General features: G+C 68.1%; 23 protein-coding genes. 15 read left to right on the forward strand and 8 right to left on the reverse strand.

The annotated features are described in order from the left end of the window. Positions 1–132: 132 nt before the first annotated feature. The 3 genes from dxs to xseB form a co-directional block, all read right to left on the reverse strand. On the reverse strand, positions 133–2,013 hold the full coding sequence (dxs, locus tag HFGMBDPB_RS20710; RefSeq protein ID WP_017405740.1) for a 1-deoxy-D-xylulose-5-phosphate synthase: 1,881 nt from the start codon (positions 2,011–2,013) through the stop codon (positions 133–135). 203 nt (positions 2,014–2,216) lie between these two features. Continuing rightward, entirely contained in the window at positions 2,217–3,167 is a 951-nt protein-coding gene (locus HFGMBDPB_RS20715) for a polyprenyl synthetase family protein (RefSeq protein WP_154835069.1), read from the reverse strand. An 8-nt stretch (positions 3,168–3,175) separates the two neighbouring features. Further along, positions 3,176–3,412: an exodeoxyribonuclease VII small subunit gene (xseB, locus tag HFGMBDPB_RS20720; RefSeq protein WP_016448932.1), complete on the reverse strand. Its 237-nt coding sequence runs from the start codon at positions 3,410–3,412 to the stop codon at positions 3,176–3,178. 340 nt (positions 3,413–3,752) lie between these two features. Between xseB and HFGMBDPB_RS20725 the strand changes: the two genes are divergently transcribed. The 5 genes from HFGMBDPB_RS20725 (at position 3,753) to flhC (ending at position 8,339) form a co-directional block, all read left to right on the forward strand. Continuing rightward, positions 3,753–4,892 (forward strand): aromatic ring-hydroxylating oxygenase subunit alpha, encoded by a 1,140-nt coding sequence (locus HFGMBDPB_RS20725; protein ID WP_016448933.1) that lies wholly within the window; start codon positions 3,753–3,755, stop codon positions 4,890–4,892. A gap of 323 nt (positions 4,893–5,215) precedes the next feature. Then, entirely contained in the window at positions 5,216–6,121 is a 906-nt protein-coding gene (locus HFGMBDPB_RS20730; RefSeq protein ID WP_016452492.1) for a DMT family transporter, read from the forward strand. A 93-nt stretch (positions 6,122–6,214) separates the two neighbouring features. After that, positions 6,215–7,123, forward strand: a complete 909-nt coding sequence (locus HFGMBDPB_RS20735; protein ID WP_212646154.1) for a sulfurtransferase — start codon at positions 6,215–6,217, stop codon at positions 7,121–7,123. Between the two features lie 319 nt (positions 7,124–7,442). Next, the gene (flhD, locus tag HFGMBDPB_RS20740) at positions 7,443–7,769 is read left to right on the forward strand and encodes a flagellar transcriptional regulator FlhD (protein WP_012204159.1); all 327 of its coding nucleotides are present in this window, start codon (positions 7,443–7,445) and stop codon (positions 7,767–7,769) included. 27 nt (positions 7,770–7,796) lie between these two features. Continuing rightward, entirely contained in the window at positions 7,797–8,339 is a 543-nt protein-coding gene (flhC, locus tag HFGMBDPB_RS20745; RefSeq protein ID WP_016448936.1) for a flagellar transcriptional regulator FlhC, read from the forward strand. A gap of 36 nt (positions 8,340–8,375) precedes the next feature. On the opposite strand, the gene HFGMBDPB_RS20750 is transcribed toward flhC, so the two are convergent. Further along, entirely contained in the window at positions 8,376–10,484 is a 2,109-nt protein-coding gene (locus tag HFGMBDPB_RS20750; RefSeq protein WP_212646155.1) for an EAL domain-containing protein, read from the reverse strand. Positions 10,485–10,610: 126 nt separating this feature from the next. Next, positions 10,611–13,460 (reverse strand): phosphoenolpyruvate carboxylase, encoded by a 2,850-nt coding sequence (gene ppc, locus HFGMBDPB_RS20755; RefSeq protein ID WP_016452495.1) that lies wholly within the window; start codon positions 13,458–13,460, stop codon positions 10,611–10,613. 112 nt (positions 13,461–13,572) lie between these two features. Here ppc and hemC point away from each other — a divergent pair, with 112 nt between their 5' ends. From hemC to HFGMBDPB_RS20790, 7 genes are all read left to right on the forward strand, one after another. Next, positions 13,573–14,511, forward strand: a complete 939-nt coding sequence (gene hemC / locus HFGMBDPB_RS20760; RefSeq protein ID WP_016448939.1) for a hydroxymethylbilane synthase — start codon at positions 13,573–13,575, stop codon at positions 14,509–14,511. Between the two features lie 14 nt (positions 14,512–14,525). Beyond that, the gene (locus HFGMBDPB_RS20765; RefSeq protein ID WP_212646156.1) at positions 14,526–15,335 is read left to right on the forward strand and encodes a uroporphyrinogen-III synthase; all 810 of its coding nucleotides are present in this window, start codon (positions 14,526–14,528) and stop codon (positions 15,333–15,335) included. Beyond that, a complete protein-coding gene (locus HFGMBDPB_RS20770) occupies positions 15,332–16,474 on the forward strand; it encodes a uroporphyrinogen-III C-methyltransferase (RefSeq protein ID WP_034348890.1) in 1,143 nt (380 codons plus the stop codon). Before HFGMBDPB_RS20765 ends, HFGMBDPB_RS20770 begins: the two co-directional genes overlap by 4 nt. Positions 16,475–16,493: 19 nt before the next feature. Further along, positions 16,494–17,801 (forward strand): heme biosynthesis HemY N-terminal domain-containing protein, encoded by a 1,308-nt coding sequence (locus tag HFGMBDPB_RS20775; RefSeq protein WP_016452499.1) that lies wholly within the window; start codon positions 16,494–16,496, stop codon positions 17,799–17,801. A 198-nt stretch (positions 17,802–17,999) separates the two neighbouring features. Beyond that, positions 18,000–18,593: a cytochrome b gene (locus HFGMBDPB_RS20780; protein ID WP_016452500.1), complete on the forward strand. Its 594-nt coding sequence runs from the start codon at positions 18,000–18,002 to the stop codon at positions 18,591–18,593. Between the two features lie 92 nt (positions 18,594–18,685). Next, complete coding sequence (locus HFGMBDPB_RS20785; RefSeq protein ID WP_047325854.1) at positions 18,686–19,258, forward strand: YceI family protein; 573 nt, start codon at positions 18,686–18,688, stop codon at positions 19,256–19,258. 69 nt (positions 19,259–19,327) lie between these two features. Then, positions 19,328–19,906 carry a YceI family protein gene (locus tag HFGMBDPB_RS20790; protein WP_016448945.1) on the forward strand — a complete coding sequence of 193 codons (579 nt, stop codon included), beginning with the start codon at positions 19,328–19,330 and terminating at the stop codon, positions 19,904–19,906. A gap of 63 nt (positions 19,907–19,969) precedes the next feature. On the opposite strand, the gene pdxR is transcribed toward HFGMBDPB_RS20790, so the two are convergent. Then, positions 19,970–21,475 (reverse strand): MocR-like pyridoxine biosynthesis transcription factor PdxR, encoded by a 1,506-nt coding sequence (gene pdxR, locus HFGMBDPB_RS20795; RefSeq protein WP_212646157.1) that lies wholly within the window; start codon positions 21,473–21,475, stop codon positions 19,970–19,972. A 100-nt stretch (positions 21,476–21,575) separates the two neighbouring features. Between pdxR and HFGMBDPB_RS20800 the strand changes: the two genes are divergently transcribed. Genes HFGMBDPB_RS20800 through HFGMBDPB_RS20810 form a run of 3 tightly spaced genes read left to right on the forward strand, consistent with a single transcriptional unit; the run spans position 21,576 to position 23,012 of the window. Next, on the forward strand, positions 21,576–22,205 hold the full coding sequence (locus tag HFGMBDPB_RS20800) for an FMN-binding negative transcriptional regulator (protein WP_212646158.1): 630 nt from the start codon (positions 21,576–21,578) through the stop codon (positions 22,203–22,205). Positions 22,206–22,239: 34 nt separating this feature from the next. Beyond that, the gene (locus tag HFGMBDPB_RS20805) at positions 22,240–22,587 is read left to right on the forward strand and encodes an antibiotic biosynthesis monooxygenase family protein (protein ID WP_212646159.1); all 348 of its coding nucleotides are present in this window, start codon (positions 22,240–22,242) and stop codon (positions 22,585–22,587) included. Positions 22,588–22,607: 20 nt separating this feature from the next. Further along, positions 22,608–23,012 carry a ribosomal maturation YjgA family protein gene (locus HFGMBDPB_RS20810; RefSeq protein WP_212646160.1) on the forward strand — a complete coding sequence of 135 codons (405 nt, stop codon included), beginning with the start codon at positions 22,608–22,610 and terminating at the stop codon, positions 23,010–23,012. On the opposite strand, the gene HFGMBDPB_RS20815 is transcribed toward HFGMBDPB_RS20810, so the two are convergent. Continuing rightward, on the reverse strand, positions 23,013–23,261 hold the full coding sequence (locus HFGMBDPB_RS20815) for a DUF1272 domain-containing protein (protein WP_212646161.1): 249 nt from the start codon (positions 23,259–23,261) through the stop codon (positions 23,013–23,015). 37 nt (positions 23,262–23,298) lie between these two features. Beyond that, entirely contained in the window at positions 23,299–24,192 is an 894-nt protein-coding gene (locus HFGMBDPB_RS20820) for a cation diffusion facilitator family transporter (protein WP_017407073.1), read from the reverse strand. Between the last annotated feature and the right edge of the window lie 90 nt (positions 24,193–24,282).

Here is a 24,282-nt window from a genome sequence, read left to right on the forward strand (position 1 = left end):
TGCATTCACACTGTATCAGGTGGTATCGATTCTAAAAACGCCGCAAAGCAAGCGCGGACGGGGTTTTCCCCCGCGTAGTCCTGCTCGGCATGCGCGATGCGCCCCATCGCGGGGCACAGGCCCGTCCCATCTTCAGGCCACGGCGCGCTCGGGCGCCAGGTGGGCGCGCACCGACGCCTCGATGCCGGCCGCGTCCAGCCCCTGCAGGGCCAGCAGCCTGGCGGGATCGCCGTGCTCGATGAACTCGTCGGGCAGGCCCAGCTGCAGCAGCTGTCGCGTGATGCCGGCAGCCTGCAGCGACTCGGCCACGGCGCTGCCTGCGCCACCCATGATGCAGCCCTCTTCCACGGTGACGATGAGCTCGTGCGTGGAGGCCACCTGGCGCAGCAGTTCCTCGTCCAGCGGCTTGGCCCAGCGCATGTTGACCACGGTGGCGTCCAGCGCCTCGGCTGCGGTCAGCGCGGGATACAGCAAGGTGCCGAAGGCCAGGATGGCGACCTTCTTCGCCGCCGATTCGCGGCGCACCTCGCCCTTGCCGAAGGGCAGCCCCTGCAGGCTCTCCAGCGGGGCCACGCCCACGCCCGCCCCACGCGGGTAGCGCACGGCCACCGGATGGTCCTGCTCGTAGGCCGTGGTGAGCAGTTGGCGGCATTCGCGCTCGTCGGCCGGGCAGGCCATGCTCATGTGCGGGACGCAGCGCACGAAGGCGATGTCGTAGGCACCGGCATGCGTGGCGCCGTCGGCGCCGACCAGGCCCGCACGGTCCAGCGCAAAGACCACGGGTAGTTTTTGCAGCGCCACGTCATGGATCAGCTGGTCGTAGGCGCGCTGCAGGAAGGTCGAGTAGATGGCGACCACGGGCTTGAGCCCCTCGCAGGCCATGCCGGCCGCGAAGGTGACGGCATGCTGCTCGGCAATGCCCACGTCGTAGTAGCGGCCCGGAAAGCGCTTGTGGAATTCCACCATGCCCGAGCCCTCGCGCATGGCGGGCGTGATGCCGACCAGGCGCTGGTCCTTGTCCGCCATGTCGCACAGCCACTGGCCGAAGACCTGGGTGAAGGTCTGCTTCGGGGGCGTGGCCGGCTTGACCAGGCCCACGCTGGGGTCGAACTTGCCGGGGCCGTGGTAGGCCACGGGGTCGGCCTCGGCCAGCTTGTAGCCCTGGCCCTTCTTCGTGACCACGTGCAGGAACTGCGGGCCCTTGAGGCTCTTGATGTTCTCCAGCGTGGGGATCAGCGAGTCCAGGTCATGCCCGTCGATGGGGCCGATGTAGTTGAAGCCGAAGTTCTCGAACAGCGTGGCCGGCACGACCATGCCCTTGGCCTGTTGCTCCAGCCGCTTGGCCAGCTCCAGCAGCGGCGGCACCTGCTTGAGCACGCTCTTGCCCATGTCGCGCGCCTTGGCGTAGAACTGCCCGCTCATGAGCTGGGCCAGGTAGCGGTTGAGCGCGCCCACGGGCGGGCTGATGCTCATGTCGTTGTCGTTGAGGATGACCAGCAGGTTGGCATCGGTCACGCCGGCGTTGTTCAGCGCCTCGAAGGCCATGCCGGCCGTCATGGCGCCGTCGCCGATGACGGCGATGGCGCGGCGGTCCTCGCCCTTTTGCTTGGCGGCCAGGGCCATGCCCAGGGCGGCCGAGATGCTGGTGGAGGAGTGGGCCGTGCCGAAGGTGTCGTACTCGCTCTCGGCGCGCTGCGGAAAGCCCGACAGGCCGCCGAACTGGCGCAGCGACGCCATGCGCTCGCGCCGGCCCGTGAGGATCTTGTGCGGATAGGTCTGGTGGCCCACGTCCCAGACCACGCGGTCGTAGGGCGTGTCGAACACCGCATGCAGCGCCACCGTCAGCTCCACCGTGCCCAGGTTGGAACTCAGATGCCCGCCGGTCTTGGAGACGCTGTCGAGCACGTAGGCACGCAGCTGCTGGGCCAGGGTCTTGAGTTCGGCACGCGACAGACGCCTCAGATCCGCGGGATCGTCGATGGTCTGCAGCAGGGAGTAGGTGTTCGTGGTCATGCTAGATATCTTGATGGCCGCAAGACCATCGCCCATATTTTCGTATCAGTTGCCTGTGGCATCGAACGCCACCCTTGCAAGTAGCGCGCCCCCACCAAGGGACACCGAGCAAGGGCCGCCCCGCAGCGAGGGTGTCGTCCCCCTCCCCCGCGAAGCGGGTAGAGAGGGGGAAGGCGCGAAGCGACTCAGGGGGTGCTTCATTGTCAGTGAGTGCGGCTCACGACCATGTCGGCCAGTGCCGCCAGGGCCCGCGTGTCCGGCAGGCCGCTGCGCGCCAGCGCCGCGTGCGCCAGGGCGCACAGCTCGTCGGCATGGGCGCGGGCCTGGTCCAGGCCCAGCAGCGAGACATAGGTCGGCTTGTCGTTGGCCGCGTCCTTGCCGGCCGTCTTGCCCAGGGTGGCCGAGTCGGCCACCACGTCGAGGATGTCATCCACCACCTGGAAGGCCACGCCCAGCGCCTGCCCGTAGTCGGACAGCGCCTGCCAGGCCTGGGCATCCACGCCCTCCTTGCAGGCTGCGCCCATGAGCACGCTGGCATGCAGCAGGGCGCCGGTCTTGAGGCGGTGCATTTCGCGCAATTGCGATTCGCTCAGCTGCAGGCCCACGCTGGCCAGGTCGATGGCCTGGCCACCGGCCATGCCCTGCGCGCCTGCGGCACGGCCCAGCAGCCGGCACAGCCGCGCCTGCAGCGCATCGGGCATGCCGTCAGCCTCGTCGGGCGCGGGCACGAGCAGCTCGAAGGCCAGTGCCTGCAGCGCGTCGCCGGCCAGCAGGGCCGAGGCCTCGCCGAACTGCACATGGACCGTGGGCTTGCCACGGCGCAGCACGTCGTTGTCCATGCAGGGCATGTCGTCGTGCACCAGCGAATAGGCATGGATCAGTTCCACGGCGCAGCCGGCACGCACGGCGGCCGACGGCAGGCCGGCCACGGCCTCGGCCGCAGCCCAGACCAGCAGCGGGCGCAGGCGCTTGCCGCCATCGAGCACGGCGTATCGCATGGCTTCGCCCAGGCCGGCCGGCGCATCCACGCCCACCCATTGGGACAGCGCGCTTTCGGTGCGCGCCAGGCGGTCGTTCATCCAGCAGGGAAAATCCAGCGCGCCAAGGCCCGGCGCCTGGGAAACATCGGAAGCGGAAGTCATCAGGGCACTCATGGCAATCTTCAATCCTGGCTCCAAGGGGCCAGGGTCCCCTCGTCTAGCACCTTGACCTGCTCCTGCACCGCGTCGAGCTGGCCACGGCAGTAGCCGAGCAGCTGCGCCGCGCGCTGGTAGCCGGCCAGCATCTGCTCCAGAGGCAGCTGGCCCGACTCGATCTGCGCGATGAGCTGCTCCAGCTCCTGCAGCGCGGATTCGTAACTGGTGGGCTCGGCGGGAGCCTTGGGGGCAGCCTTGGGCATGTGGCGTTGGCAGTGCGTTGTGGGGAACCGACGATTCTAGGCGTCCCTCCGCGACCGCGCCGCCAATAACCGGACAGCCCTTGACAGGCGCCATCGGCCGCTTGCAATACACGTACCGGGCATCCGGAAATAACCCCACGGGCTATAATCCCATTCCCCGCCAAACCGGCCCCTTGCCTAGGCATGCGGTCGGGCTCACCGACAAGACAGGACGCCTCGGGCGCCGCTTGTTTTCAAGTCGTGAAGCCTGTCTCCATGTCCAGGAACGGCCGGTTTTGCTTTTTCCAATCCCGTGCGCACGCGCACCCTCCCTGTGGGGAGTCTTTAGGTCAGGTCATCCATGTCTGATTTAAGTCTTCAACTGCAGCAGGCCGCAAGCCAACTACCAGTTTCCAGCTACTTCGACCCTGCGCTGTTCCAGCGTGAGTTGGAGACCATCTTTCAACGCGGCCCGCGCTACGTGGGCCACCAACTGGCCGTTCCCGAGATAGGCGACTACTACGCCCTGCCTCAGGAAAAGGAAGGCCGGGCTCTGGTGCGCAACGCCAGGGGGCAGGTGGAGCTGATCTCCAACGTCTGCCGCCACCGCCAGGCCGTGATGCTCAAGGGCAGGGGCAACCTGATGACCGAAGGCAAGGGCCATGCGGGGGGCAACATCGTCTGCCCGCTGCACCGCTGGACCTACAGCACCAGCGGCGAGCTGCTGGGCGCACCGCACTTCAGCCACGATCCCTGCCTGAACCTGAACAACTACCGGCTGCGCGAGTGGAACGGCCTGCTGTTCGAGGACAACGGCCGCGACATCGAGGCCGACCTCGCCGGCATGAAGCTGCGCGAGCAGCTGAGCTTCGAGGGCTTCGTGCTCGACCATGTCGAGATGCACGAGTGCAACTACAACTGGAAGACCTTCATCGAGGTCTACCTCGAGGACTACCACGTGGGCCCGTTCCATCCGGGCCTGGGCAACTTCGTGACCTGCGATGACCTGCAGTGGGAGTTTTCCAGGGAGTACTCGGTGCAGACCGTGGGCGTGGCGCCCGGTTTTGCCCGGCCCGGCTCGGACACCTACAGGAAGTGGCACGACGTGCTGCTGGCCTACCGCAACGGCGAGCTGCCCGAACGCGGAGCGATCTGGCTGACCTACTACCCGCACATCATGGTGGAGTGGTATCCGCACGTGCTCACGGTCTCGACCCTGCACCCGCTGGCCGTGGACCGGACACTGAACGTGGTCGAGTTCTACTACCCCGAAGAGATCGCCGCCTTCGAGCCCGAATTCGTGCAGGCGCAAAAGGCCGCCTACATGGAGACCTGCATCGAGGACGACGAGATCGGCGAGCGCATGGACGCCGGCCGCAGGGCGCTGTACGAGCGCGGCGACAACGAGGTCGGCCCCTACCAGAGCCCCATGGAAGACGGCATGCAGCACTTCCATGAGTGGTATCGCGGCGTGATGGGCGACGCAGTCCCCGCACGCTGATCGGCTCCGGCTCTTCCGACGGCCCGCATTCGTGCGGGCCGTCTGCATTGGGCCTCCTGCATCGGGCCGCCTTCATCGAGCGGCAGGCCCGCCGCACAGCTCTTCTGAATGCAAGCGCCCTGGTGTGCCCAATGGGCAGGGCTGGCGACTGCAATGCATCCCGAGGCAGACCCAATGTCTTGGCTTATGCAATACAGTGCCTTGCGCGTGCCCCTGCCGCGGCCCCGGGCCGTAGACAGCCAGGCGGCATGCGCCAAAAACAAAACCCAACCCTTTTCTCGTCCAGCGCCGCGGTCCTTGTGCGGCTCTATCCGGTCATTAATATGCAAGCCCTGTGGATGGTGGCGGCCGCATTCGTCTTTGCGGTCATGAGTGTGTGTGTGAAGTTCGCCTCCCAGGATTTCAACGCGGCGGAGATCGTCTTCTACCGCGGGCTGGTCAGCATGGTGGCGCTGTGGTGGCTGGCGCGCCACCAGGGCATTTCGCTGGCCACGCGCTACCCGCGCGAGCATGCCTGGCGCAGCTTCGTGGGCGTGACTTCCATGGGCGCCTGGTTCTACTCCATCGGCCACCTGCCGCTGGCCACGGCCGCCACCTTCAACTCCATGAGCAGCATCTGGATGGCGGTGTTTCTGATCGGCCAGGGCCTGCTGCTGCGCCACCAGCTGCGCCGCCAGCCCGAATCGCATGCGCTGCGCGCACTGCCGCCGTTTCCCTGGAGCCTGGTCGCCACCGTGGCCCTGGGCTTCGTGGGCGTGATCCTGGTGCTGCGCCCCAGCGCGGCGCCGCAGGAATTCGTGGCCAGCGCGGGCGGCCTGATCGGCGGGGTGTTCGCCGCCATGGCCTATATGCAGGTGGCCACGCTGTCGCGCATGGGCGAGCCCGAGGCGCGCGTGGTCTTCTACTTCGCACTGGGCTCGGCCGTGGCCGGCGCCCTGGCCATGTGCTTCACGGGCGTGTCCGCCTGGCCGGGCTGGCGCGCGCTGTGGCTGCTGCCCGTGGGCGTGCTGGCTGCCGTGGCCCAGGTCTGCATGACGGCGGCCTACGCTTCGGCCGGCAACAGCCGCAATACCCTGGTGGTGGCCAATCTGCAGTACTCGGGCATCGTCTTTGCCGCCCTGCTGAGCCTGGCGCTGTTCGGCGAAAGCGTGCCGCTGATCGGCTGGGCCGGCATCGTGCTGATCGTGGCCAGCGGCGCCCTGGCCACGGCCCTGCGTTCACGCGGCTGACGGCGACGTCCCGCCTGGGGCCGTCGCATAATGGATCGGACCTTTTGCCGCAGGCGCACCGCCGCCTGCGCTGGCTTTCGGAGTTCCGCATCCATGACATCCAACACCTCCTCCTACCAGACCCTGATCTCCGTCCAGGAACTGGCCGCGCTGCAGTCCGGCGGCCGTCCGCTGATGGTCTTTGACTGCAGCTTCGACCTGGCCCAACCCACGGCCGGCAAGGCGCAGTACCTGCAGGCGCATATTCCCGGCTCCGTCTTCGCCGACCTGGACCATGACCTCAGCGCAAAACACGGCGTGCCCGGCGCACATGGCAGCGTGGCGGCCAGCGAGCAGGCCGCCTCGGGCGGCCGCCACCCACTGCCCAGCCGCGAGCTGTTTGCCATGTGGCTGTCGGAGATCGGTTTTTCCAACGACATGCAGGCCGTGGTCTATGACCGCAACGGCGCCAACTACTGCGGGCGCCTGTGGTGGATGCTGCAGTGGGCCGGCCATGGCGATGTGGCCGTGCTCGACGGAGGTCTCCAGGCCTGGCAGGCCGCAGGCCAGCCTGTGGCATCGGGCGAGGAAAGCGCGCGCTTTCAGTCCAACTTCGAGCTGCACGAGCCGCTGCAGCAGCTGGCGACGGCACAGCAGGTGCTAGATGCACTGGGCAGCGCAGGCCAGACCGTGGTCGATGCGCGCGCGCCGGCACGCTATCGCGGCGAAGTCGAGCCGCTGGACCCCGTGGCCGGCCATATCCCGGGCGCACTGAACAGGCCCTTCACCGAAAACATTGCGGCCGACGGCCGCTTCAAGCCCGCCGCCCTGCTGCGCGCCGAGTTCGACCGGCTGCTGGCCGGCCGCGATCCGGCCAGCGTGGTCCACCAGTGCGGCAGCGGCGTGAGCGCCCTGCCCAACCTGCTGGCCATGCGCATTGCAGGACTGCCGCCGGCACGGCTTTTCGCGGGCAGCTGGAGCGAGTGGTGCAGTGACCCGAAGAGGCCGGTGGAGCGCGGCTAATTCGGCTTATGCCCGCCCCTGGGAGGCTGCACAATGACAGCACTGTGTCAAAAGGCCGACATGCAACAACACCACTGCAGCGGCCTGTTCCCAGCCCCCCGGACGCCAGAGGCCGAGCGAAATCGAGTCATCCAAACCTTGCTACAGGTGTAAGGTAAATCTTACAAACGCCGTCTCACAACCAGACATCCGGCGCAGACCTGCCCCGACTTCAACGGCCAGGGCCCCTCCTCCACAATCCATCCCAACAGATCGCAACAGGTTGAACATCTTGTTTCTACCCCGGTGTTGCGGCTGCCGAGATGCAAAGGATGGTCCTATGAACAATGAACAGCTGCTTGCCGAAATCCGCGAAGCCAACCTCACTTACCTGATGCTGGCCCAGACCCTGATCCGCCAGGACAAGGCGGAAGCGGTGTTCCGCCTGGGACTGAACGAAGAATCCTGCGACCTGCTGGCCGCGCTGTCGGCAGCCCAGGTGCTGAAGCTGGCCTCGCGCAATACCCTGCTCGCCAGCTTCCGCGTGGACGACGAAATGGTCTGGAGCTTGCTGACCAACCACAGCAGCAACAAGATCGGCAACGGTGCGACCAATACGCTGCACGCCAACATCCTGATGGCCAGCCGCGTTTCCGAAGTCCTCTGATCCGCCCGAAGAACTCTGGAGCCCGCCATGTCCACCGCCGTCAAAAGTGTCCTGAACGAGTCCAAGCAGATCGAGCGTGCCGCCATGCTCATCGAGATGGGTGCACGCATGCAGGTGCTCGAATCCGAGACCACGCTGTCCTACGAGCGCCTGATCCGCCTGTACAAGGAGATCGCCGGCAAGTCGCCATCCAAGGGCCAGCTGCCGTTCTCGACCGACTGGTTCCTGACCTGGCAGGAGAACATCCACAGTTCGCTGTTCCTGAATATCTACGAATACCTGTCCAAGGGCGCCGAGCTGGATGCCGTTGAACAACTGACCAAGGCCTACCGTCTCTATACCGAGCAGATCCAGGCCGCCGAGCTGGAGGCGCTGCTGTCCTTCACACGCGCATGGCGCCTGGTGAAGTTTGTCGATGCGCAGATGCTGACCCGCACCCAGTGCTCCGTGTGCAAGGGCCAGTTCGTGACCGAGCCCTACGAGAACGAGCGCCACTACCAGTGCGGCCTGTGCAATCCGCCCGCACGCGCCGGCAAGAGCAAGAGCGCCGGCTCCCTGATGCTGCATTGAGCCCCTGCATCGCCGCAGCGATGCACCAGCACGGATTCAGACCGTCTCGCCGCCTGCCCTGGCGGCGCAGTCGCTGGCGAACTGCGGCAACTGCTCTCCCGGCAGGGCCCGGCTGAAGTACCAGCCCTGCACCAGCAGCTCGCCCTCGAAGCCCAGGGCCTGCAGCTGCGCCTGGGTCTCCACGCCTTCGGCCACCACGTTCAGCTGCAGCGCCTCGCAAAAGCGCAGCAGGCCGTCCAGCACCAGCGCGCCCTTGGCATGACCGCTGGCCACGACGAAGCTGCGGTCGATCTTGATGGCATCCACGTCGAACTGGTGCAGGTAGCTCATGGACGAGAAGCCGGTGCCGAAGTCGTCTATGGCCACCTTGGCGCCCAGCGCGTGGATCTGGCCTATGGCCTTGCGGATCGCCTCCACATCGCCCACCAGCGCTTCCTCCGTGATCTCCACGCCCACCTGGCCCCTGGCCTGCGCCAGCAGCATCAGCAGGCGCGAGCAGTACTCGGGCGATGTCAGCGTGGCGCCCGTGACATTGATGCTGATCGGCAGGGAAAAACCGTGCTGGCGCCACAGCCGGCATTGGCGCACGGCAGCGCCCGCCACCCACAGATCGACCTCGCGCATCAGGCCGGCATCACCCAGCCAGCGCAGAAAGCCGCCGGGCTGCTGCAGCCTGCCCTGCGAATCGTGGGCGCGCAACAGGGCCTCGCAGCCCAGGCACAAGCCGCTGCGGTGCGAGACCTGGGGCTGGAATTCCAGGTGGAATTCGTACTCGCTGATGCGGCGGATATGGGACAGCATGGTCTCGCGCCGGGCCTGGGTCTCGTGCGCCAGCACCAGCGGATCGCGCGTGACCAGGCCCGCCTCCTCGGGCAGCCGGGAGAACGTGGTGTCCAGCGCGCGCAGCACGATGGCGCCATCGTCCTGGCCCAGCCGGTCGATGGAGCGCACATAAGGCGCATAGACCAGCGCCCCCAACACCGTCAGCGCCAGTTGCAGCACCACGGCGCCCATGTCGCCGCCCGTGCTCACGTAGGCATTGAAGACCACGGGCGCGGTCAGGGGCAGCACCATCGAGGCCGGAGCCACCCAGCCGGCCTGCACCACCGTGACGGCCACGACCAGGTTGATGGCGGGCACCGCCAGAAAAGGCACGAGCAGGCGCAGGTTCAGGATGACCGGCAGGCCGAACAGCAGGATCTCGTTGACGTTGAGCAGGGAGATGGGCAGCGCGGCCAACGCCAGCATGTGCAGGCCGCGCCCCTTGCAAAACAGCAGCACGGCCAGCGCCAGTGACAGCGTGGCCCCCGAGCCGCCGATGAAGACGAAGGACCCCATCAGGCCGCCGTTGAGCGCCCAGGGCGCCACCAGCCCCTTGGCCACGGCGGCGGCGTTGGCCAGCACGGCCTGGTCCAGCACCTGGAAGAAGGGTTGCATGGCGTAGTAGCCCTGCACGCCAAAGAACCAGAGCACGGAATTGAGCAGCGTCAGCGTCAGCCCGCTGCGATAGGGGCTCTCGGGGGTGGCGATGGCCAGCGGCAGTTCGGCCTGGGTGATATCGGGCAGCACCTGCTGCAGGCCCAGCAGCAGCACCACCAGCAGCAGCGCGACGATGGAGCCGGGCACGACCAGGTTCATCACCTCGCGTACGTTCTCGCCCACAAAGCCCGTGCGCGCAATGCGCGTCCAGCGCATGGCGCTGAGCCTGGCCATCAGCGGCACGGTGATCAGGGGCGAGGCTATGGCGATGAACAGCACCAGCGTGGCGGCCGCGCGCGGATGCTCGCGCAGCAGGAAGATGGCCATCTGCACATGGGCAAAGCACAGAAAGGTCACCGGCAGGCGCGGCAGCCTGTGGCGTATGGAGAGCATGTAGCCGATGGAGGCGGCCACCAGCAGCGGCAGGATGCTGCCGATCTGCGCATGCAGGCCCGCAAGAAGCTGCACCACGGGCTCGGGCTGGCCGGACATCTGCGCCAGCGCCGACAGTATGAGAAACAGGGCCGAGACCAGCAGGCATGGGACCAGCCAGAGCAGGCCTTCGCGTATGGCCCGCATGGAGTTGGCACCGGCCAGCCTGGCCAGGCGCTGCGTCAGGAACAGTTGCATGTCCGGGAACCCCGGCCATGGCGTCTTGTTGCCCATAAGCTCCCACCCTTCACTTCCCGGCAGGAGTCATGCGCCCCTGTCCGAAGCACATCCTACACGGCGGCCGGCCGGCGCCCTGCGCATGGCGGCGCGAGGGGCCTCCCGGCCCGCTCGCGCCCTCGATCAGCCGGTATTGCGCACGCCGGCCGCAATGCCATTGATCGACAGGTGGATGCCGGTCTTGATGCGCTCATCGGTCTGGCCGCCGCGCCAGCGGCGCACCAGCTCCACCTGCAGATGGTGCAGCGGATCGATGTAGGGAAAGCGGTGGCGGATGGAGCGCGCCAGCGCCTCGTTGTGGGCAAGGCGCTGCTTGTCGCCCGTGATGCGCGCCAGCGCATCGACGGTGCTGTGCCACTCGGCCTCGATGGCGCTGAAGATGCGGCGGCGCAGGCGTGCGTCCGGCACCAGGTCGGCATAGCGCGAGGCCAGGTTCAGGTCGCTCTTGGCCAGCACCATGTCCATGTTGGACAGCAGGGTGCGGAAGAACGGCCACTGGCGGTACATCTTCTGCAGCAGGGCCAGCTGGGCCTTGCCATCCTTGCCCGGCTGCCCGATGAAGGCCTGCACCGCCGCGCCGAAGCCGTACCAGCCCGGCAGCGTGAGCCGGCACTGGCCCCAGCTGAAGCCCCAGGGAATCGCGCGCAGGTCCTCGATCTTCTGCGAGGGCTTGCGCGAAGCCGGGCGCGATCCGATGTTCAGCTCGGCAATCTCGCGGATGGGCGTGCTGCTGAAGAAGTAGCTGGTGAAGCCAGGGGTCTCGTACACCAGGGCGCGGTAGGCGCCCATGCTGGCCTCGGACAGAAACGCCGCCGCGTCCAGGAAGGCGCGCGTGGCCGGCTTGGTCGGCTGCAGCAGCGTGGCCTCCAGCGTGGCGGCCACCAGGGTCTCCAGGTTGCGCCGGCCGATCTCGGGGTTGGCGTACTTGGAGGCGATGACCTCGCCCTGCTCGGTCAGCCGGATCTGGCCGCGCACGGTGCCCGGGGGCTGCGCCAGGATGGCCTGGTAGCTGGGGCCGCCGCCACGGCCCACCGTGCCGCCGCGGCCATGGAACATGCGCAGGCTGATGCCATGGCTGTCGGCCAGATCATCGAACAGCTCGACCAGCGAGATCTCGGCGCGGTACAGCTCCCAGTTGCTGGTGAAGATGCCGCCATCCTTGTTGCTGTCGCTGTAGCCCAGCATGATGTCCTGCTCGCCGCCGCTGCGCTGCACCATGGCCGCCACGCCGGGCAGCTGGAAGTAGCGCCGCATGATGGGCGCGGCGCTGCGCAGGTCGCCGATGGTCTCGAACAGCGGCACGACGATCACGTCGCAGACGGCGCCGTCGTCCAGCGTGCCGCGCAGCAGCCCCGCCTCCTTTTGCAGCAGCAGCACTTCCAGCAGGTCGCTGACCGACTCGGTGTGGCTGATGATGCAGTGGCGTATCGCCTCGGCGCCCAGGGTCGCGCGCAGGCGGCGCGCGGCCTCGAAGATGGCCAGTTCACCACGCGCATGCTCGGAATAGTCGGCGCCCACCACGCGCAGCGGCCGCGCCTCTTCCAGCAGGCGCACCAGCAGGGCGCACTTGGCGTCTTCCTGCAGGCCCGAATAGTCGGGCTCCAGGCGCGCGGTGGCCAGCAGCTCGGCCACCACCTCCTCATGCTTGTCCGAACTTTGGCGCAGATCCACGGTGGCAAGGTGGAAGCCGAAAACCTGCACGGCGCGCATCAGCGGACGCAGGCGCTGGGGCGCCAGCACCTCGCCATGGTTGCGGCTGAGCGAGTCGTCGATGACGCACAGGTCGGCCAGGAACTCCTCGGGCGAGGCATAGGCGTTCTGCGGCGCCACGGCATGGCGCGCGGCCTCGCCGCCGGTCAGCACCTTGAGCGTGGCGGCCAGGCGCGCGTAGATGCCGGTGAGCGCGCGGCGGTAGGGTTCGTCGGAGCGGTGCTCGTTGGTGTCGGGCGAGCGCTCTGCCAGCGCCTGCATCTCGGGCGTGACATCGGCCAGGCGCTGGGACAGCGACAGCTCGCCGCCCAGGTAGTGCACCTCGCGCAGATAGTGGCGCAGCGCCACGTCGGCCTGGCGCGACAGCGCCAGCTCCAGGCTCTGGGCCGTGACATTGGGGTTGCCGTCGCGGTCGCCGCCGATCCAGTGGCCCATGCGCAGGAAGCTGTGCACGGGCAGGGTGTTGCCCAGCTCCTGCTCCAGTTGCGCATACAGCTTGGGAATCTCGCGCAAGAAGGTGGCTTCGTAGTAGGACAGCGCGTTTTCGATCTCGTCGGCCACGGTGAGCTTGGAGTAGCGCAGCAGGCGTGTCTGCCACAGCTGGCTGACGCGGGCGCGCAGCTGGGCCTCGTTGCGTTCGAGTTCGCGCGGGGTGAGCGCGTCCTTGGCGCTGTTGTACAGCTGGGCGCGGGCCACGATGTCCTCGCGCGCGGCCAGCAGTTGGGAGATGTCGCGCTCGGCCACCAGGATGCTCTGGCGCTGCACTTCCGTGGGGTGGGCCGTGAGCACGGGCGCCACATAGCTCCTGGCCAGCGTCTGCGCCACGGTACCGGCCGAGATGCCGGCCCAGCGCAGCCGCGCCAGCGCCACTTCGATGCTGCCTTCCTGCGTGTTGCCCGCGCGCTCGTGCACGGCGCGGCGGCGGATGTGGTGGCGGTCCTCGGCCAGGTTGGCCAGATGGCTGAAATAGGTGAAGGCGCGGATCACGCTCACCGTCTGGTCCGTGGTCAGGCCCTTGAGCAGGCGCTTGAGCGCGCGGTCGGCGGTCTCGTCGGCATCGCGGCGGAAGGTCACCGACAGCTGGCGCACCTGCTCGATCAGCTCGAAGGCCGCCACGCCTTCCTGCTCGCGGATCACATCGCCCAGAATGCGCCCCAGCAGGCGTATGTCCTCGATCAGCGGCAGGTCCTTGTCCGTCTTGCGGACAGGCTTGTCATCACGCCTGTCATCTCGCGCATTGCTCTTGCGGGGGGCGGTGGCCATCAACGAATCTCCTGGAATCGGTCAGCGTATCGGTTTGCTTGGGCTTCGGTCCTGGTGCCGGGTTTACTGCGGCGCAGCATGCTAGCATCCCGCGCTCCCCCCGAGGCTCCTGATGAATACCAAACCACTGATCCCCCACTCCATCGTGATCGCCACGCGCGAGAGCCAGCTGGCACTGTGGCAGGCCGAGCATGTCCAGGCACTGCTGCGCGCCCGGGGGCATGAAGTGGAATTGCTGGGCATGACCACCAAGGGCGACCAGATCCTGGACCGCACGCTGTCCAAGGTGGGCGGCAAGGGCCTGTTCGTCAAGGAACTGGAAGTGGCGCTGGAAGAAGGACGCGCCCACATCGCCGTGCACTCGCTCAAGGACGTGCCCATGGAGCTGCCCGAAGGCTTTGTGCTGGCCTGCGTGATGGAACGCGAAGACCCGCGCGACGCTTTTGTCTCCAATCGCTACGCCGCGCTGGCCGAGCTGCCGCAGGGCGCCGTCGTCGGCACATCGAGCCTGCGCCGCCAGGCACTGCTGCAGGCCCTGCGCCCCGACCTGAGGATAGAGCCGCTGCGCGGCAACGTGAACACCCGCCTGCGCAAGCTGGACGAAGGCCACTACGACGCCATCGTGCTGGCCGCTGCCGGCCTGATGCGCCTGGGCCTGGCTGACCGCATCCGCGCCAGGTTCGAGCCCGCCGGCATGCTGCCTGCCGCAGGCCAGGGCGCGCTGGGCATCGAGGTGCGCGCCGACCGCCAGGACCTGATCGACGCCCTGGCCCCGCTGGCCCACCAGACCACCTGGCTGACCGTGACCGCCGAGCGCGCCGTCAGCCGCTGCATGGGCGGCAGCTGCTCCATGCCGCTGGCGGCGCACGGCACCTTCGACGGCCAGCAACTGCGCCTGGACGCAGCCTGGGGAGACCCGGAAGGCCGGCTGCCGCTGGTGCAGGTGCACGCCGATGCCACCGTCACCGACTTCGCCAGTGCCGACGCACTGGGCCAGCACGTGGCTGCGCTGCTGCAGGCGGCGGGCGCCCAGCCGGCCCCCAAGCTCTAGGCGCCAGGCCCGACATGCCGCCACGCGTACTCGTCACCCGCCCGGCCCATGACGCGGCCGCGTGGGTGGATGCGCTGCAGGCCCGGGGCCTTCCGGCGCAGGCGCTGGCACTGATGGCCATAGGCCCCTGCCGCGATGCGGCCACGCAACAGGCCTTGCAGGCCGCCCGCAACGCGCTGCGCGAAGGCCCGGGCTACCGCGCCGTGATGTTCGTCAGCGGCAACGCCGTCCAGCATTTCTTCGGCGCCGAACCGGCGCGGCTTCCTGCCGGCACGCGCGCCTGGACGCCCGGCCCCGGCACGGCCCGGGCGCTGCTGGCCCTGGGCATTGCGCCAGCACAGATCGACGGCCCGCCGCCGGACGCCGCCCAGTTCGAATCCGAAACGCTATGGCAGCGCGTGCATGACCAGATCCATGCGGGCGACCGCGTGCTCATCGTGCGCGGCGACAGCCAGGCAGGAGCGCCCAGGACCGTGCCGGCCACGGCAGGCGCCGGCCGCGATTGGCTGGCCGCCCGACTGCGCGAGGCAGGTGCCCAGGTCGAAATGCTGGCCGTGTACCAGCGCGAACTGCCTGCCTGGGATGCAGCCCAGACGGCACTGGCACGCCTGGCGGCCGAAGATGGCACGCTGTGGCTGCTCAGCAGCGCCGAATCCGTTGCCAACCTGCAACAGCTCCTGCCGAGCCAATCGTGGCAAAAAGCGCGAGCGCTCGCTACGCACGAGCGAATCGCTGCCCAGGCAAGACACATGGGATTCGGAGATGTCAAGCAATGCCGGCCCGCTCTGGAGGACGTGGTTGCGTCGATAGAATCGTCGCCATGAGTTCCGACGCAGCGCAAGACCGCCCCACCCCGCAGGACCTAACGCCCGCATCCTCCGCAGCAGCCTTCGCAGCCGGCTCCGCCCAAAGCAGCCCCGCTGCAGAACTGCGCGGCGGCTCCTCGGCCCTGGTCTACGGCGTGGGCGCCGTGGCCGTCGCGGCGCTCATTGCCTGCGGCATGCTGTGGCAGCGCCTGGGCAATATCCAGGAACAGCTGGCGCGCCAGTCCGCGCAGTCCGGCTCCCAGTCGGTCGAGGCCCGCACCCTGGCACGCGATGCCCAGGACCTGGCCCGCGATAGCGCGGCGCGCACCTCGGTCATGGAGGCGCGCATTGCCGAGCTGTCTCTGCAGCGCACCCAGCTCGACGAACTCCTGCAAAGCATGTCGCGCTCGCGCGACGAAAACCTGGTGGTGGACATCGAATCCTCCATCCGCCTGGCACAGCAGCAGGCCGAGCTGTCCGGCAGCCTGCAGCCGCTGGTGGCCACGCTCAAGAACGCCCGCCAGCGCATTGAACGCGCCGCCCAGCCCCGGCTGGCCCCGGTCATGCGCGCGCTGGACCGCGACCTGGAACGGCTGGCCCGCATGAGCGTGACCGACACCGCCGGCCTGCTCACGCGCATCGAGGACCTGGTGCGCCTGGTCGACGAGATGCCCCTGCTCAACGCCGTGGCTCAGCCCCGCGCCAGCCGCCATCGCGGCGTGGCCGGCCAGGCGGCCCGCCAGCCCGAGCCCGCCCCCATCGAGGGCAGCCCCACCGAATGGCGCTGGTGGCAATCCTGGGGCGAGCGCGGCTGGACGGCCGTGCGCGAAGAAGCCCAGGACCTGCTGCGCGTCAGCCGCATAGACCACCCGGACGCCATCCTGCTGGCGCCGGAACAGGCCTATTTCCTGCGCGAGAACCTCAAGCTCAAGCTGCTGAACTCGCGCCTGGCCCTGCTGTCGCGCCAGTGGGATGCGGCGCGGGCCGACCTGGCAGCTTCCGGGATGGCCGTGAACAAGTACTTTGATCCTGCCGCGCGGCGCACCCAGATCGTGCAGGCCCAGTTGCAACAGATCCAGGCCAATCTGCGCACCACCGAACAGCCGGCGTTGCAAGAAACCCTGGCGGCGCTGGCAACAGCCGCCGCAGGCCGCTGAGCAGCCGGGAGACAGACGAATGCGCGCTGCACTGTGGTTGATCGGTTTGTTCGGCATGGCCGTTGCGGCCGCCTTGTTCGCGGGCTCCAACCAGGGCACGGTGACCCTGTTCTGGGCGCCCTACCGCCTGGACCTGTCACTGAACCTGGCCATTGCCATCATCGTGCTGGCCTTCGTGCTGCTGTATGCCGCGCTGCGCGCGCTGGCCGCGCTGCTGCAGATGCCGCACCAGGCGCGGCGCTGGCGCAGCCAGCAGAAAGAGCGCGCCATGCACCACAGCCTGCTGGAAGCCCTGTCGCACCAGCAGGCCGGCCGCTTCCTGCGCGCACGCAAGTCCGCGCTGGCGGCCCTGGCCATGGAAGAGTCCCTGGCCGAGACCCATGCCGCCGTGCCGCACGGCATGCGGCTGCGCGCCGCCGCCCACATGGTGGCCGCCGATGCCTCCCATGCCCTGCAGGACCGCCAGCAGCGCGACCACCATTGGCGTGAGGTCCTGGCCAACGCACCGGCCCAGGGCAACGCCCAGGAGCAGGAAATGCGCGAAGGCGCACAGATGCGCGCCGCGCGCTGGGCCCTGGACGACCGCGACGCATCCGACGCACTGCGCCGCCTGGCCGAACTGCCCCAGGGCGCGGCACGCCGCACGATCGCGCTGCGCATCCGCCTGAAGGCCTCGCGCCTGGCAGGCCAGACATCGACGGCGCTGGACACGGCGCGCCTGCTGGCCAAGCACCGCGCCTTCTCGCCCGCGGCCGCCGCCAGCGTGGTGCGCGGCCTGGTGCTGGAGAGCATCAACGAGGCACGCGACACCACGCAGCTGCAGCACTTCTGGCTGTCGCTGGACACGGAAGAGCGCGCCATGCCCGAGATTGCGCTGCCGGCCGCATCGCGCCTCATGGCCCTGGGCGGCGAGGCCGCGCAGGCCCGTGCCTGGCTGCTGCCCGTGTGGGAGCGCCTGCTGTCCCACGCAGGCCCGCGCAGCGAATCCCACCTGCCGCGCCTGGTCCAGGTGCTGGAGCCCTGCCTGGACGGCCTGGACGGCGCCTGGCTGGCTCGCATCGAGGCGGCCAGCAATGCCCATCCGCGCGAAGCCCGCCTGCAATACCTGGCCGGCATGGCATGCGTGCAGCGCCAGCTCTGGGGCAAGGCCCAGCAGCTGTTGCTGCGCGCAGCCCCCCACCTGCAGGAAAGCGCACTGCGCACCCGCGCCTGGCAGCGCCTGGCCCTGATGGCCGAGCACCGCGGCGATGCCGATGCAGCGGCTGCCGCCTGGAAGCAGGCAGCGCAGGCCGTGGTCGTGCTGCCCGCCGATCCGACCCGGCCCTGAGCCCTCCGCGCGGCACGGCGAGCCTTCATCTTTTTTGAATCGAGCCGTCAATACCGCTGAACTCTTTTGGATTTGCCGCTTCCTACACTGCACGTTGTCCGCAGTGCACGAAGTCCACGCAGAGCGCACCGCACCCTTTCTTGCCATCCAGGGCCCCTTTGCAGGGGCCCTGAACGGTTCCAAAGCCTGCCGCCATCCATGACAGAGTCCTCAGCCCGCGCCAACGCGCCAGCAAAATCCTCCTCCAAAGCCACGCGCTACAACGGCGTGGCCATGGCTGCCCACTGGCTGCTGGCCCTGGGCCTGATCGCCGCACTGGCCCTGGGCTGGTACATGACAGGCCTGCCGTTCTCGCCCTCGCGCCTGAAGCTCTACAACTGGCACAAGTGGCTGGGCGTCACGCTGTTGACGCTGAGCCTGCTGCGCCTGGTCTGGCGCATCACCCATCGCCCGCCCGAGCTGCCCGCCGCCGTGGCCCGCGCCATGCCCCAATGGCAGCACTGGGCCCACAACGGCACCCACCACGCCATGTACCTGCTGTTCTTTGCCGTGCCCCTGCTGGGCTGGGCCTACAGCTCGGCGGCCGGCTTTCCCATCGTCTTCCTCGGCGTGCTGCCCCTGCCCGACTTCGTGAGCGCAAGCCCCGAGCTGGCGGAGACCCTCAAGCCCCTGCACGGCTGGGCGGCCTGGGCCCTGGTCGCGCTGATCGCCATGCATGTGGGCGCCGCCCTCAAGCACCAGTTCATCGACCGCGACGGCCTCATCTCCCGCATGCTGCCGGGCCGCGCCTGAGTTTTCTCCCCCAGCCAGGGCCTGCGCACCGCGCTGCGCGCGCCCCAGCCATCCCCGATCGAATGTTTCCCGACCCCCAAAGGAGTCCTGCCATGCGCTTTTCCGCCACGCTGACCACCATTGCCCTGGCCGCTGCGGCCCTGACCTCCCAGGCGGCCCTGGCCGAGCAAAAGCTCGTTCCCGCCCAGAGCGCCGTGAACTTCACGGCCAAGCAGATGGGCGTGCCCCTGCAGGGCCACTTCAAGAAATTCGACGCCCAGGTCCAGTTCGACACGGCCAAGCCCGACACCAGCAAGATCCGCTTCACCGTGGACACCGGCAGCGCCACCATGGGCGCCAAGGAAACCGATGCCGAGCTGCCCAAGGCCGATTGGTTCAATGTCGCCAAATTCCCGCAGGCCGTCTTCGACTCCACGGCCGTCAAGGCGCTGGGCAGCGGCAAGTACCAGGTGGACGGCAAGCTCAGCATCAAGGGCCAGGTCCAGAACGTGAGCATTCCCGTGCAACTGGCACAGTCCGGCACCACGACCACGGCCACCGGCACGCTGCCGCTCAAGCGCCTGCAGTTCAAGATCGGCGAAGGCGAATGGGGCGATACCTCCATGGTGGCCGACGAGGTCCAGGTGCAATTCAAGCTGGCCCTGACCGGCGTGGGCAAGCTGTAAGCGGCACTCTTGCCCAGGATTGGCCGTTTTCTTTTCCGTTTCGTGCAACCCCAACCTAGGAGTTCTTTCATGCGCACTTCCGTTTTTGCCCTGGCCATTGCCGGCCTGTTCGCCACCGCTGCCCAGGCGGCTCCCGCAACCTACGCCATCGACCCGACGCACACCTTCGCCACGTTCGAGATCGACCACAACGGTGCCTCGACCAACCGCGTGCGCTTCGACAAGAAGAGCGGCACCGTGGAATTCGACCGTGACGCCAAGGCCGGCAAGGTCGAAGTCGTGCTGGAAATGGACTCGCTGAGCTCGGGCACCGCCGCCTTCGACAAGCACCTCAAGAGCGCCGACATCTTCAACGTGGCCAAGTTCCCCCAGGCCAAGTTCGTCTCCGACAAGTTCGTCTTCGACGGCGACAAGCTCAAGGAAGTCACCGGCCAGCTGACCATCCTGGACAAGACCCAGCCCGTGACCATCAAGGCCAACAAGTTCACCTGCTACCCCAACGCCATGCTGCAAAAGCGCGAGACCTGCGGCGGCGACTTCGAGGCCGTGATCGACCGCACCGCCTTCGGCGTGAACTACGGCGTGGACTACGGCTTCCCCAAGCAAGTGCGCCTGGTGATGTCCATCGAGGCGGTCAAGCAGCAGTAAAACGGTATTCGCCGCAGTGCCTTTCGGGGCGATGCGACCCAAAGCCCGTGATCCGGAAGCCGGTCACGGGCTTTTTTGCGTTGCGGGCCGGGCCTGCCACCTCCTGACCACGCCCGCCAGCCTGCGCACCCCTTGCTCGATGGCCTGCGGCTGCAGGCTCGCATAGCCCAGGACCAGCCCGGCGCAGGACTGGCGGCGATGGGCGTCACCGGCCGCATAGAGCGGCGAGATGGGGCGCACGCCCACGCCGCGCTCTCGCGCCAGACGAACCAGGGCAATCTCATCGCGCTGGTGCACGGCAGGCACCCAGGCCACCACATGCAGGCCGGAGGCCGAACCTTCGACCTGCACCGCACCCGGCAGGTGCCGCTCCAGCGCCTGCAGCAATGCCGCCCGCCGGCCTTCGTTGCGGCGGCGGGCGGCGCGCACATGGCGCTCGTAGCTGCCGTCCTCGATCAGCGCGGCCAGCACCAGCTGGTCCAGGCGCGGCGCATGCCGGTCGGCCAGCCGACGGGCTTCCCGGAAAATGGGCACCAGGGACGGCGGCAGCACCAGGTAGCCCATGCGCATTTGTGGGGACAATGCCTTGGAGAAGGTGCCGACATGGATGACGCAACCCACCTCGTCAATGGACTGCAGGGCGTCGATGGGGCGCAGCCCGTAGCGGAACTCGCCGTCGTAGTCGTCTTCCAGAATCCAGGCACCCGTGGCGCGCGCCCAGGCCAGCAGTTGCTGCCTGCGGCCTATGGGCAGCACGCCGCCCAGCGGAAACTGGTGCGAGGGCGTGACATAGGCCAGACGCGCCTGGCGCCCGGCCAGCGCCGAGGTATCCAGGCCCTGTTCATCGACGGCCATTTCCTGCAGGCATGCGCCCTGGGCCTCGAACACGCGGCGCGCCATCAGGTAGCAGGGCTCTTCCATCAGCACGGTCTCGCCCGGATCGACCAGCACGCGCGCGCACAGGTCGATGGCCTGCTGCGAGCCCTGCACCACCACGATCTGATCGGCCGAACAGACAAGCCCCCGCGCCCTTCGCAGATAGCCTTGCAGCGCCATGCGCAGCGCCGGCTCGCCTTCGGGCGCGTCGTAGGACAGGGAAGACTGGCGCTGCACGATGGCGCGGTTGTAGGCGCGCCGCCAGGCCAGCGTGGGAAAGTCATCAAAGGCCAGGGCGCCGTACAGAAAGTCGATCACGGCAGGCCCTTCATCCCAGGCGCGAGCGGGCTGGGCCTGCGCCAGCGCATCCACGCGCCGTCCATAGGAAGACAGGCGGGATCGGCAATCCTGCGCCGCAGCCGCAATGCGGGGCGCGCGGCTGCGCTGCTCCGCGCCAGCTGCCACGCGCGCCCGGGCGCCCTGTGCAGTCTCCAGATAGCCCTCGGCCGCAAGCTGCTCGTAGGCCGCCGTGATGGTGGTGCGCGACACACCCAGGTCCAGCGCCAGCGCGCGGGTGGAAGGCAGGCGTGCGCCCACGGCCAGGCTGCCGTCGGCCATCTGGGATTTCAGCCATTCGTGGATGCGGCGGGCGCTGGGCGCAGCCCCGGTATCGGCGGCGAAATGGGACTTCAACTGGTCTTCCAAAAAATCACGAAACTGGATTTTTCATTGTGCCAGGGATGGTGGATAGTCCTGTTTCCCCCGATGCCGGTCCACCGTTGCACCAAGCTCCATGTACACGCCCGCCCATTTCTCCCTCACCGATTCCGGCAGCCTGCACGGCCTGATCCGCAGCTACCCCCTGGGTACGCTCGTTACCCAGGCCAACGGCGTGCTGGACGCCAACCACCTGCCGTTCCTGCTGGATGCGGACCCAGGGGAGATGGGCACGCTGAGCGCCCATGTGGCCCGCGCCAATCCCATCTGGCAGCAGTGCCGCGACGGCGCCGAGGTGCTGGTCGTCTTCCGTGGTGCCGAAGGCTATATCTCGCCCAGCTGGTATCCAAGCAAGCACGAGACGCACCGCCTGGTGCCCACCTGGAACTACGAGGCCGTGCATGTGCACGGGCAAATCAGCATCCATGACGACGAGAGATTCGTGCGCGGCCTGGTCGGCCGGCTCACCCGGGTCCATGAGGCATCGCAGGCCCAGCCCTGGAAGATGTCCGACTCGCCGCGTGAATTCATCGACGGCATGCTGCAGGCCATCGTCGGCCTGCAGATCCGCATCACCCGCCTGGAGGGCAAGGCCAAGCTCAGCCAGAACCGGCAGGCCCTCGACCTGGAAGGCGCCATCGGCGCGCTGCGCGAGCGCGGACAGGAGCCGCTGGCCGGCGCCATGGATGCGGCGCCGCGCATCTAGCGCCAGCCACCCTCACACAGGTTGCCAACCATCGATGTACACCTCCACCTTCACCTTCGCGCCGGGCGAATACGACGCGCAGTTCCATGCCCTTGACGGCCGGATCGCCGAGATCGCCCGCGCCATCCCCGGCTACCTGGGCGAAGAGGCCTGGGAGAACCCCGCCACAGGCCTGGTCTCCAACGTCTACTACTGGCAGACCTGGGAGGCGCTGCAAGAGCTGATGCGCCACCCTGCGCATATAGAGGCCAAGCGGCAGCAGGCGCGCTGGCTCAAGGGCTACCAAGTGGTGATCGCCCACGTGGTGGGCAGCTACGGCGATGGCGGGATAGCGCACCCGCTGGCCACCGCTGCGCAAGGCACTGCGCACCCGGCTCGCTGACCGGACCCGCTTTTGGCCCGATGATGGCGGCCATGCGATGGCGTTTTGATCCTGTTTCCCTGGTGTGGGCGGTGGCCCTGTTTGTCCTGCTCGTGCTGCTGGCCACCGTCGGCGCGCGCTGGGGCTGGGTGCGCAGCTTCTTCGGCGACGTGTTGGCCGTGGCCTGGGTCTATGCCGTGTTCAAGACCGTGATCGCCGCGCGCGTGCTGACGCTGGCATCGGCCGCACTGTGCGTGGGCCTGCTGGTGGAGCTGGGCCAGTTCCTGGCATCGACCTTCCAGTTGCACATTCCCAACCGAGCGCTGCGCATCGTGCTGGGCAGCACGGCCGACTGGTGGGATGTGCTGGCCTATGTGATGGGTTTTGCAGCCGTGCTGGTGGTGGAGGCTGCGTTCCGTGGCAGCAGAGCCAGGCCTGTGCTCTGATCAGGCCCGTACAGCGCAGCCACCGGCCTTGAGCACCCGCTTCGTCGAGGCCGGATACCGCTCCAGCTTGTCCGCCGGCCGGCGCGGCCTGGCCACCAGCTCGCCACCGCAGTTGGGGCAGGCGCCGTGCAGCAAATGATCCGCACAGCCGGCACAGAACGTGCACTCGAAGGTGCAGATGCGGGCCTCGGCAGACTCTGGCGGCAGGTCCTTGTCGCAGCATTCGCAGTTGGGTCGAAGCTCAAGCATCGGTGCACTCCGGGTGTGGTCCATGAAGACTGGCATCCTAGTGGATGTGCTCTGCCGGGGAGCGGTCCTCGCGCTCCATCTGCAGCGTCGTATGGTGCAGGTCGAAGCCGGCCTGCAGCCTGTCTTCGATATCGCGGCGCACCTGCTCGCCGTCCGCGCCGGGCAGCAGCACCACATGGCCGGTCAGCATGGGCTTGCTCTGCGTGACCGCCCACAGGTGGACATCGTGGATTGCTGCCACGCCTGCCGTGCCCGCAATCGTCTCGCGCACCGCCTGCAGGCTCATCCCCGAGGGCACGCCTTCCAGCAGGATATTGATGCACTCGCGCAGCAGGGTCCAGGTCCGCGGGAACACCATGAAGCCGATGCCCACGGCCACCGCCGAGTCGATCCACCGCCAGCCCGTCAGCCAGATCAGCGCGGCACCGGCGAGCACGCCGACCGAGCCCAGCATGTCCGCCCATACCTCCAGGTACGCGCCCTTCACGTTCAGGCTCTCGTCCTTGCCGCCCGACAGCAGGCGCATGGAGATCAGATTGATCACCAGGCCCGCGGCCGCCACCGCCATCATGCCCAGGGACTGGATTTCCGCGGGCGCCGACAGGCGGCGGTAGGCCTCATACAGGATGTAGAAGGCCACGCCCAGCAGCACCAGTGCATTGACGGCGGCGGCCAGGATCTCGAAGCGCGCATAGCCGTAGGTGCGCAGCAGGTCGGCTGCCTTGCGGCCGGCGCGTATGGCCACCAGGGCCAGCAGCAGCGCCATCGCATCGGTCAGCATGTGCATGGCGTCGGAGATCAGGGCCAGGCTGCCCGTGACCATGCCGCCGATGATTTCCACCACCATGAAGGTGCCGGTCAATCCGAAGGCAAACCAGAGACGGGATTCCGGCAGGGCGCGCACGTCGCCGTGCTGATGGCTGTCGCTCATGAGGTTCCTTGACTTGAAAACGGTTGTGAACAGAGGGCCGCCGCATCCATGGCGACCATGGCAAGCGGGGGGATCGGACCTCGATGAGAA

The sequence above is a fragment of the Delftia sp. PE138 genome (assembly GCF_018320755.1).
Lineage (GTDB): Bacteria > Pseudomonadota > Gammaproteobacteria > Burkholderiales > Burkholderiaceae_C > Comamonas > Comamonas tsuruhatensis.

Bases quoted from the DNA above. Each gene is read 5' to 3' on its own strand.
- HFGMBDPB_RS20780 (WP_016452500.1), top strand. From the start codon at position 18,000: ATGACAGAGTCCTCAGCCCGCGCCAACGCGCCAGCAAAATCCTCCTCC.
- dxs (WP_017405740.1), bottom strand. From the start codon at position 2,013: ATGACCACGAACACCTACTCCCTGCTGCAGACCATCGACGATCCCGCG.
- hemC (WP_016448939.1), top strand. From the start codon at position 13,573: ATGAATACCAAACCACTGATCCCCCACTCCATCGTGATCGCCACGCGC.
- HFGMBDPB_RS20800 (WP_212646158.1), top strand. From the start codon at position 21,576: ATGTACACGCCCGCCCATTTCTCCCTCACCGATTCCGGCAGCCTGCAC.
- HFGMBDPB_RS20715 (WP_154835069.1), bottom strand. From the start codon at position 3,167: ATGAGTGCCCTGATGACTTCCGCTTCCGATGTTTCCCAGGCGCCGGGC.
- HFGMBDPB_RS20815 (WP_212646161.1), bottom strand. From the start codon at position 23,261: ATGCTTGAGCTTCGACCCAACTGCGAATGCTGCGACAAGGACCTGCCG.
- HFGMBDPB_RS20735 (WP_212646154.1), top strand. From the start codon at position 6,215: ATGACATCCAACACCTCCTCCTACCAGACCCTGATCTCCGTCCAGGAA.
- HFGMBDPB_RS20775 (WP_016452499.1), top strand. From the start codon at position 16,494: ATGCGCGCTGCACTGTGGTTGATCGGTTTGTTCGGCATGGCCGTTGCG.
- HFGMBDPB_RS20810 (WP_212646160.1), top strand. From the start codon at position 22,608: ATGATGGCGGCCATGCGATGGCGTTTTGATCCTGTTTCCCTGGTGTGG.
- HFGMBDPB_RS20730 (WP_016452492.1), top strand. From the start codon at position 5,216: ATGCAAGCCCTGTGGATGGTGGCGGCCGCATTCGTCTTTGCGGTCATG.
- HFGMBDPB_RS20750 (WP_212646155.1), bottom strand. From the start codon at position 10,484: ATGGGCAACAAGACGCCATGGCCGGGGTTCCCGGACATGCAACTGTTC.
- HFGMBDPB_RS20790 (WP_016448945.1), top strand. From the start codon at position 19,328: ATGCGCACTTCCGTTTTTGCCCTGGCCATTGCCGGCCTGTTCGCCACC.
- HFGMBDPB_RS20770 (WP_034348890.1), top strand. From the start codon at position 15,332: ATGAGTTCCGACGCAGCGCAAGACCGCCCCACCCCGCAGGACCTAACG.
- HFGMBDPB_RS20820 (WP_017407073.1), bottom strand. From the start codon at position 24,192: ATGAGCGACAGCCATCAGCACGGCGACGTGCGCGCCCTGCCGGAATCC.
- xseB (WP_016448932.1), bottom strand. From the start codon at position 3,412: ATGCCCAAGGCTGCCCCCAAGGCTCCCGCCGAGCCCACCAGTTACGAA.
- HFGMBDPB_RS20725 (WP_016448933.1), top strand. From the start codon at position 3,753: ATGTCTGATTTAAGTCTTCAACTGCAGCAGGCCGCAAGCCAACTACCA.
- HFGMBDPB_RS20785 (WP_047325854.1), top strand. From the start codon at position 18,686: ATGCGCTTTTCCGCCACGCTGACCACCATTGCCCTGGCCGCTGCGGCC.
- HFGMBDPB_RS20765 (WP_212646156.1), top strand. From the start codon at position 14,526: ATGCCGCCACGCGTACTCGTCACCCGCCCGGCCCATGACGCGGCCGCG.
- ppc (WP_016452495.1), bottom strand. From the start codon at position 13,460: ATGGCCACCGCCCCCCGCAAGAGCAATGCGCGAGATGACAGGCGTGAT.
- flhC (WP_016448936.1), top strand. From the start codon at position 7,797: ATGTCCACCGCCGTCAAAAGTGTCCTGAACGAGTCCAAGCAGATCGAG.
- HFGMBDPB_RS20805 (WP_212646159.1), top strand. From the start codon at position 22,240: ATGTACACCTCCACCTTCACCTTCGCGCCGGGCGAATACGACGCGCAG.
- flhD (WP_012204159.1), top strand. From the start codon at position 7,443: ATGAACAATGAACAGCTGCTTGCCGAAATCCGCGAAGCCAACCTCACT.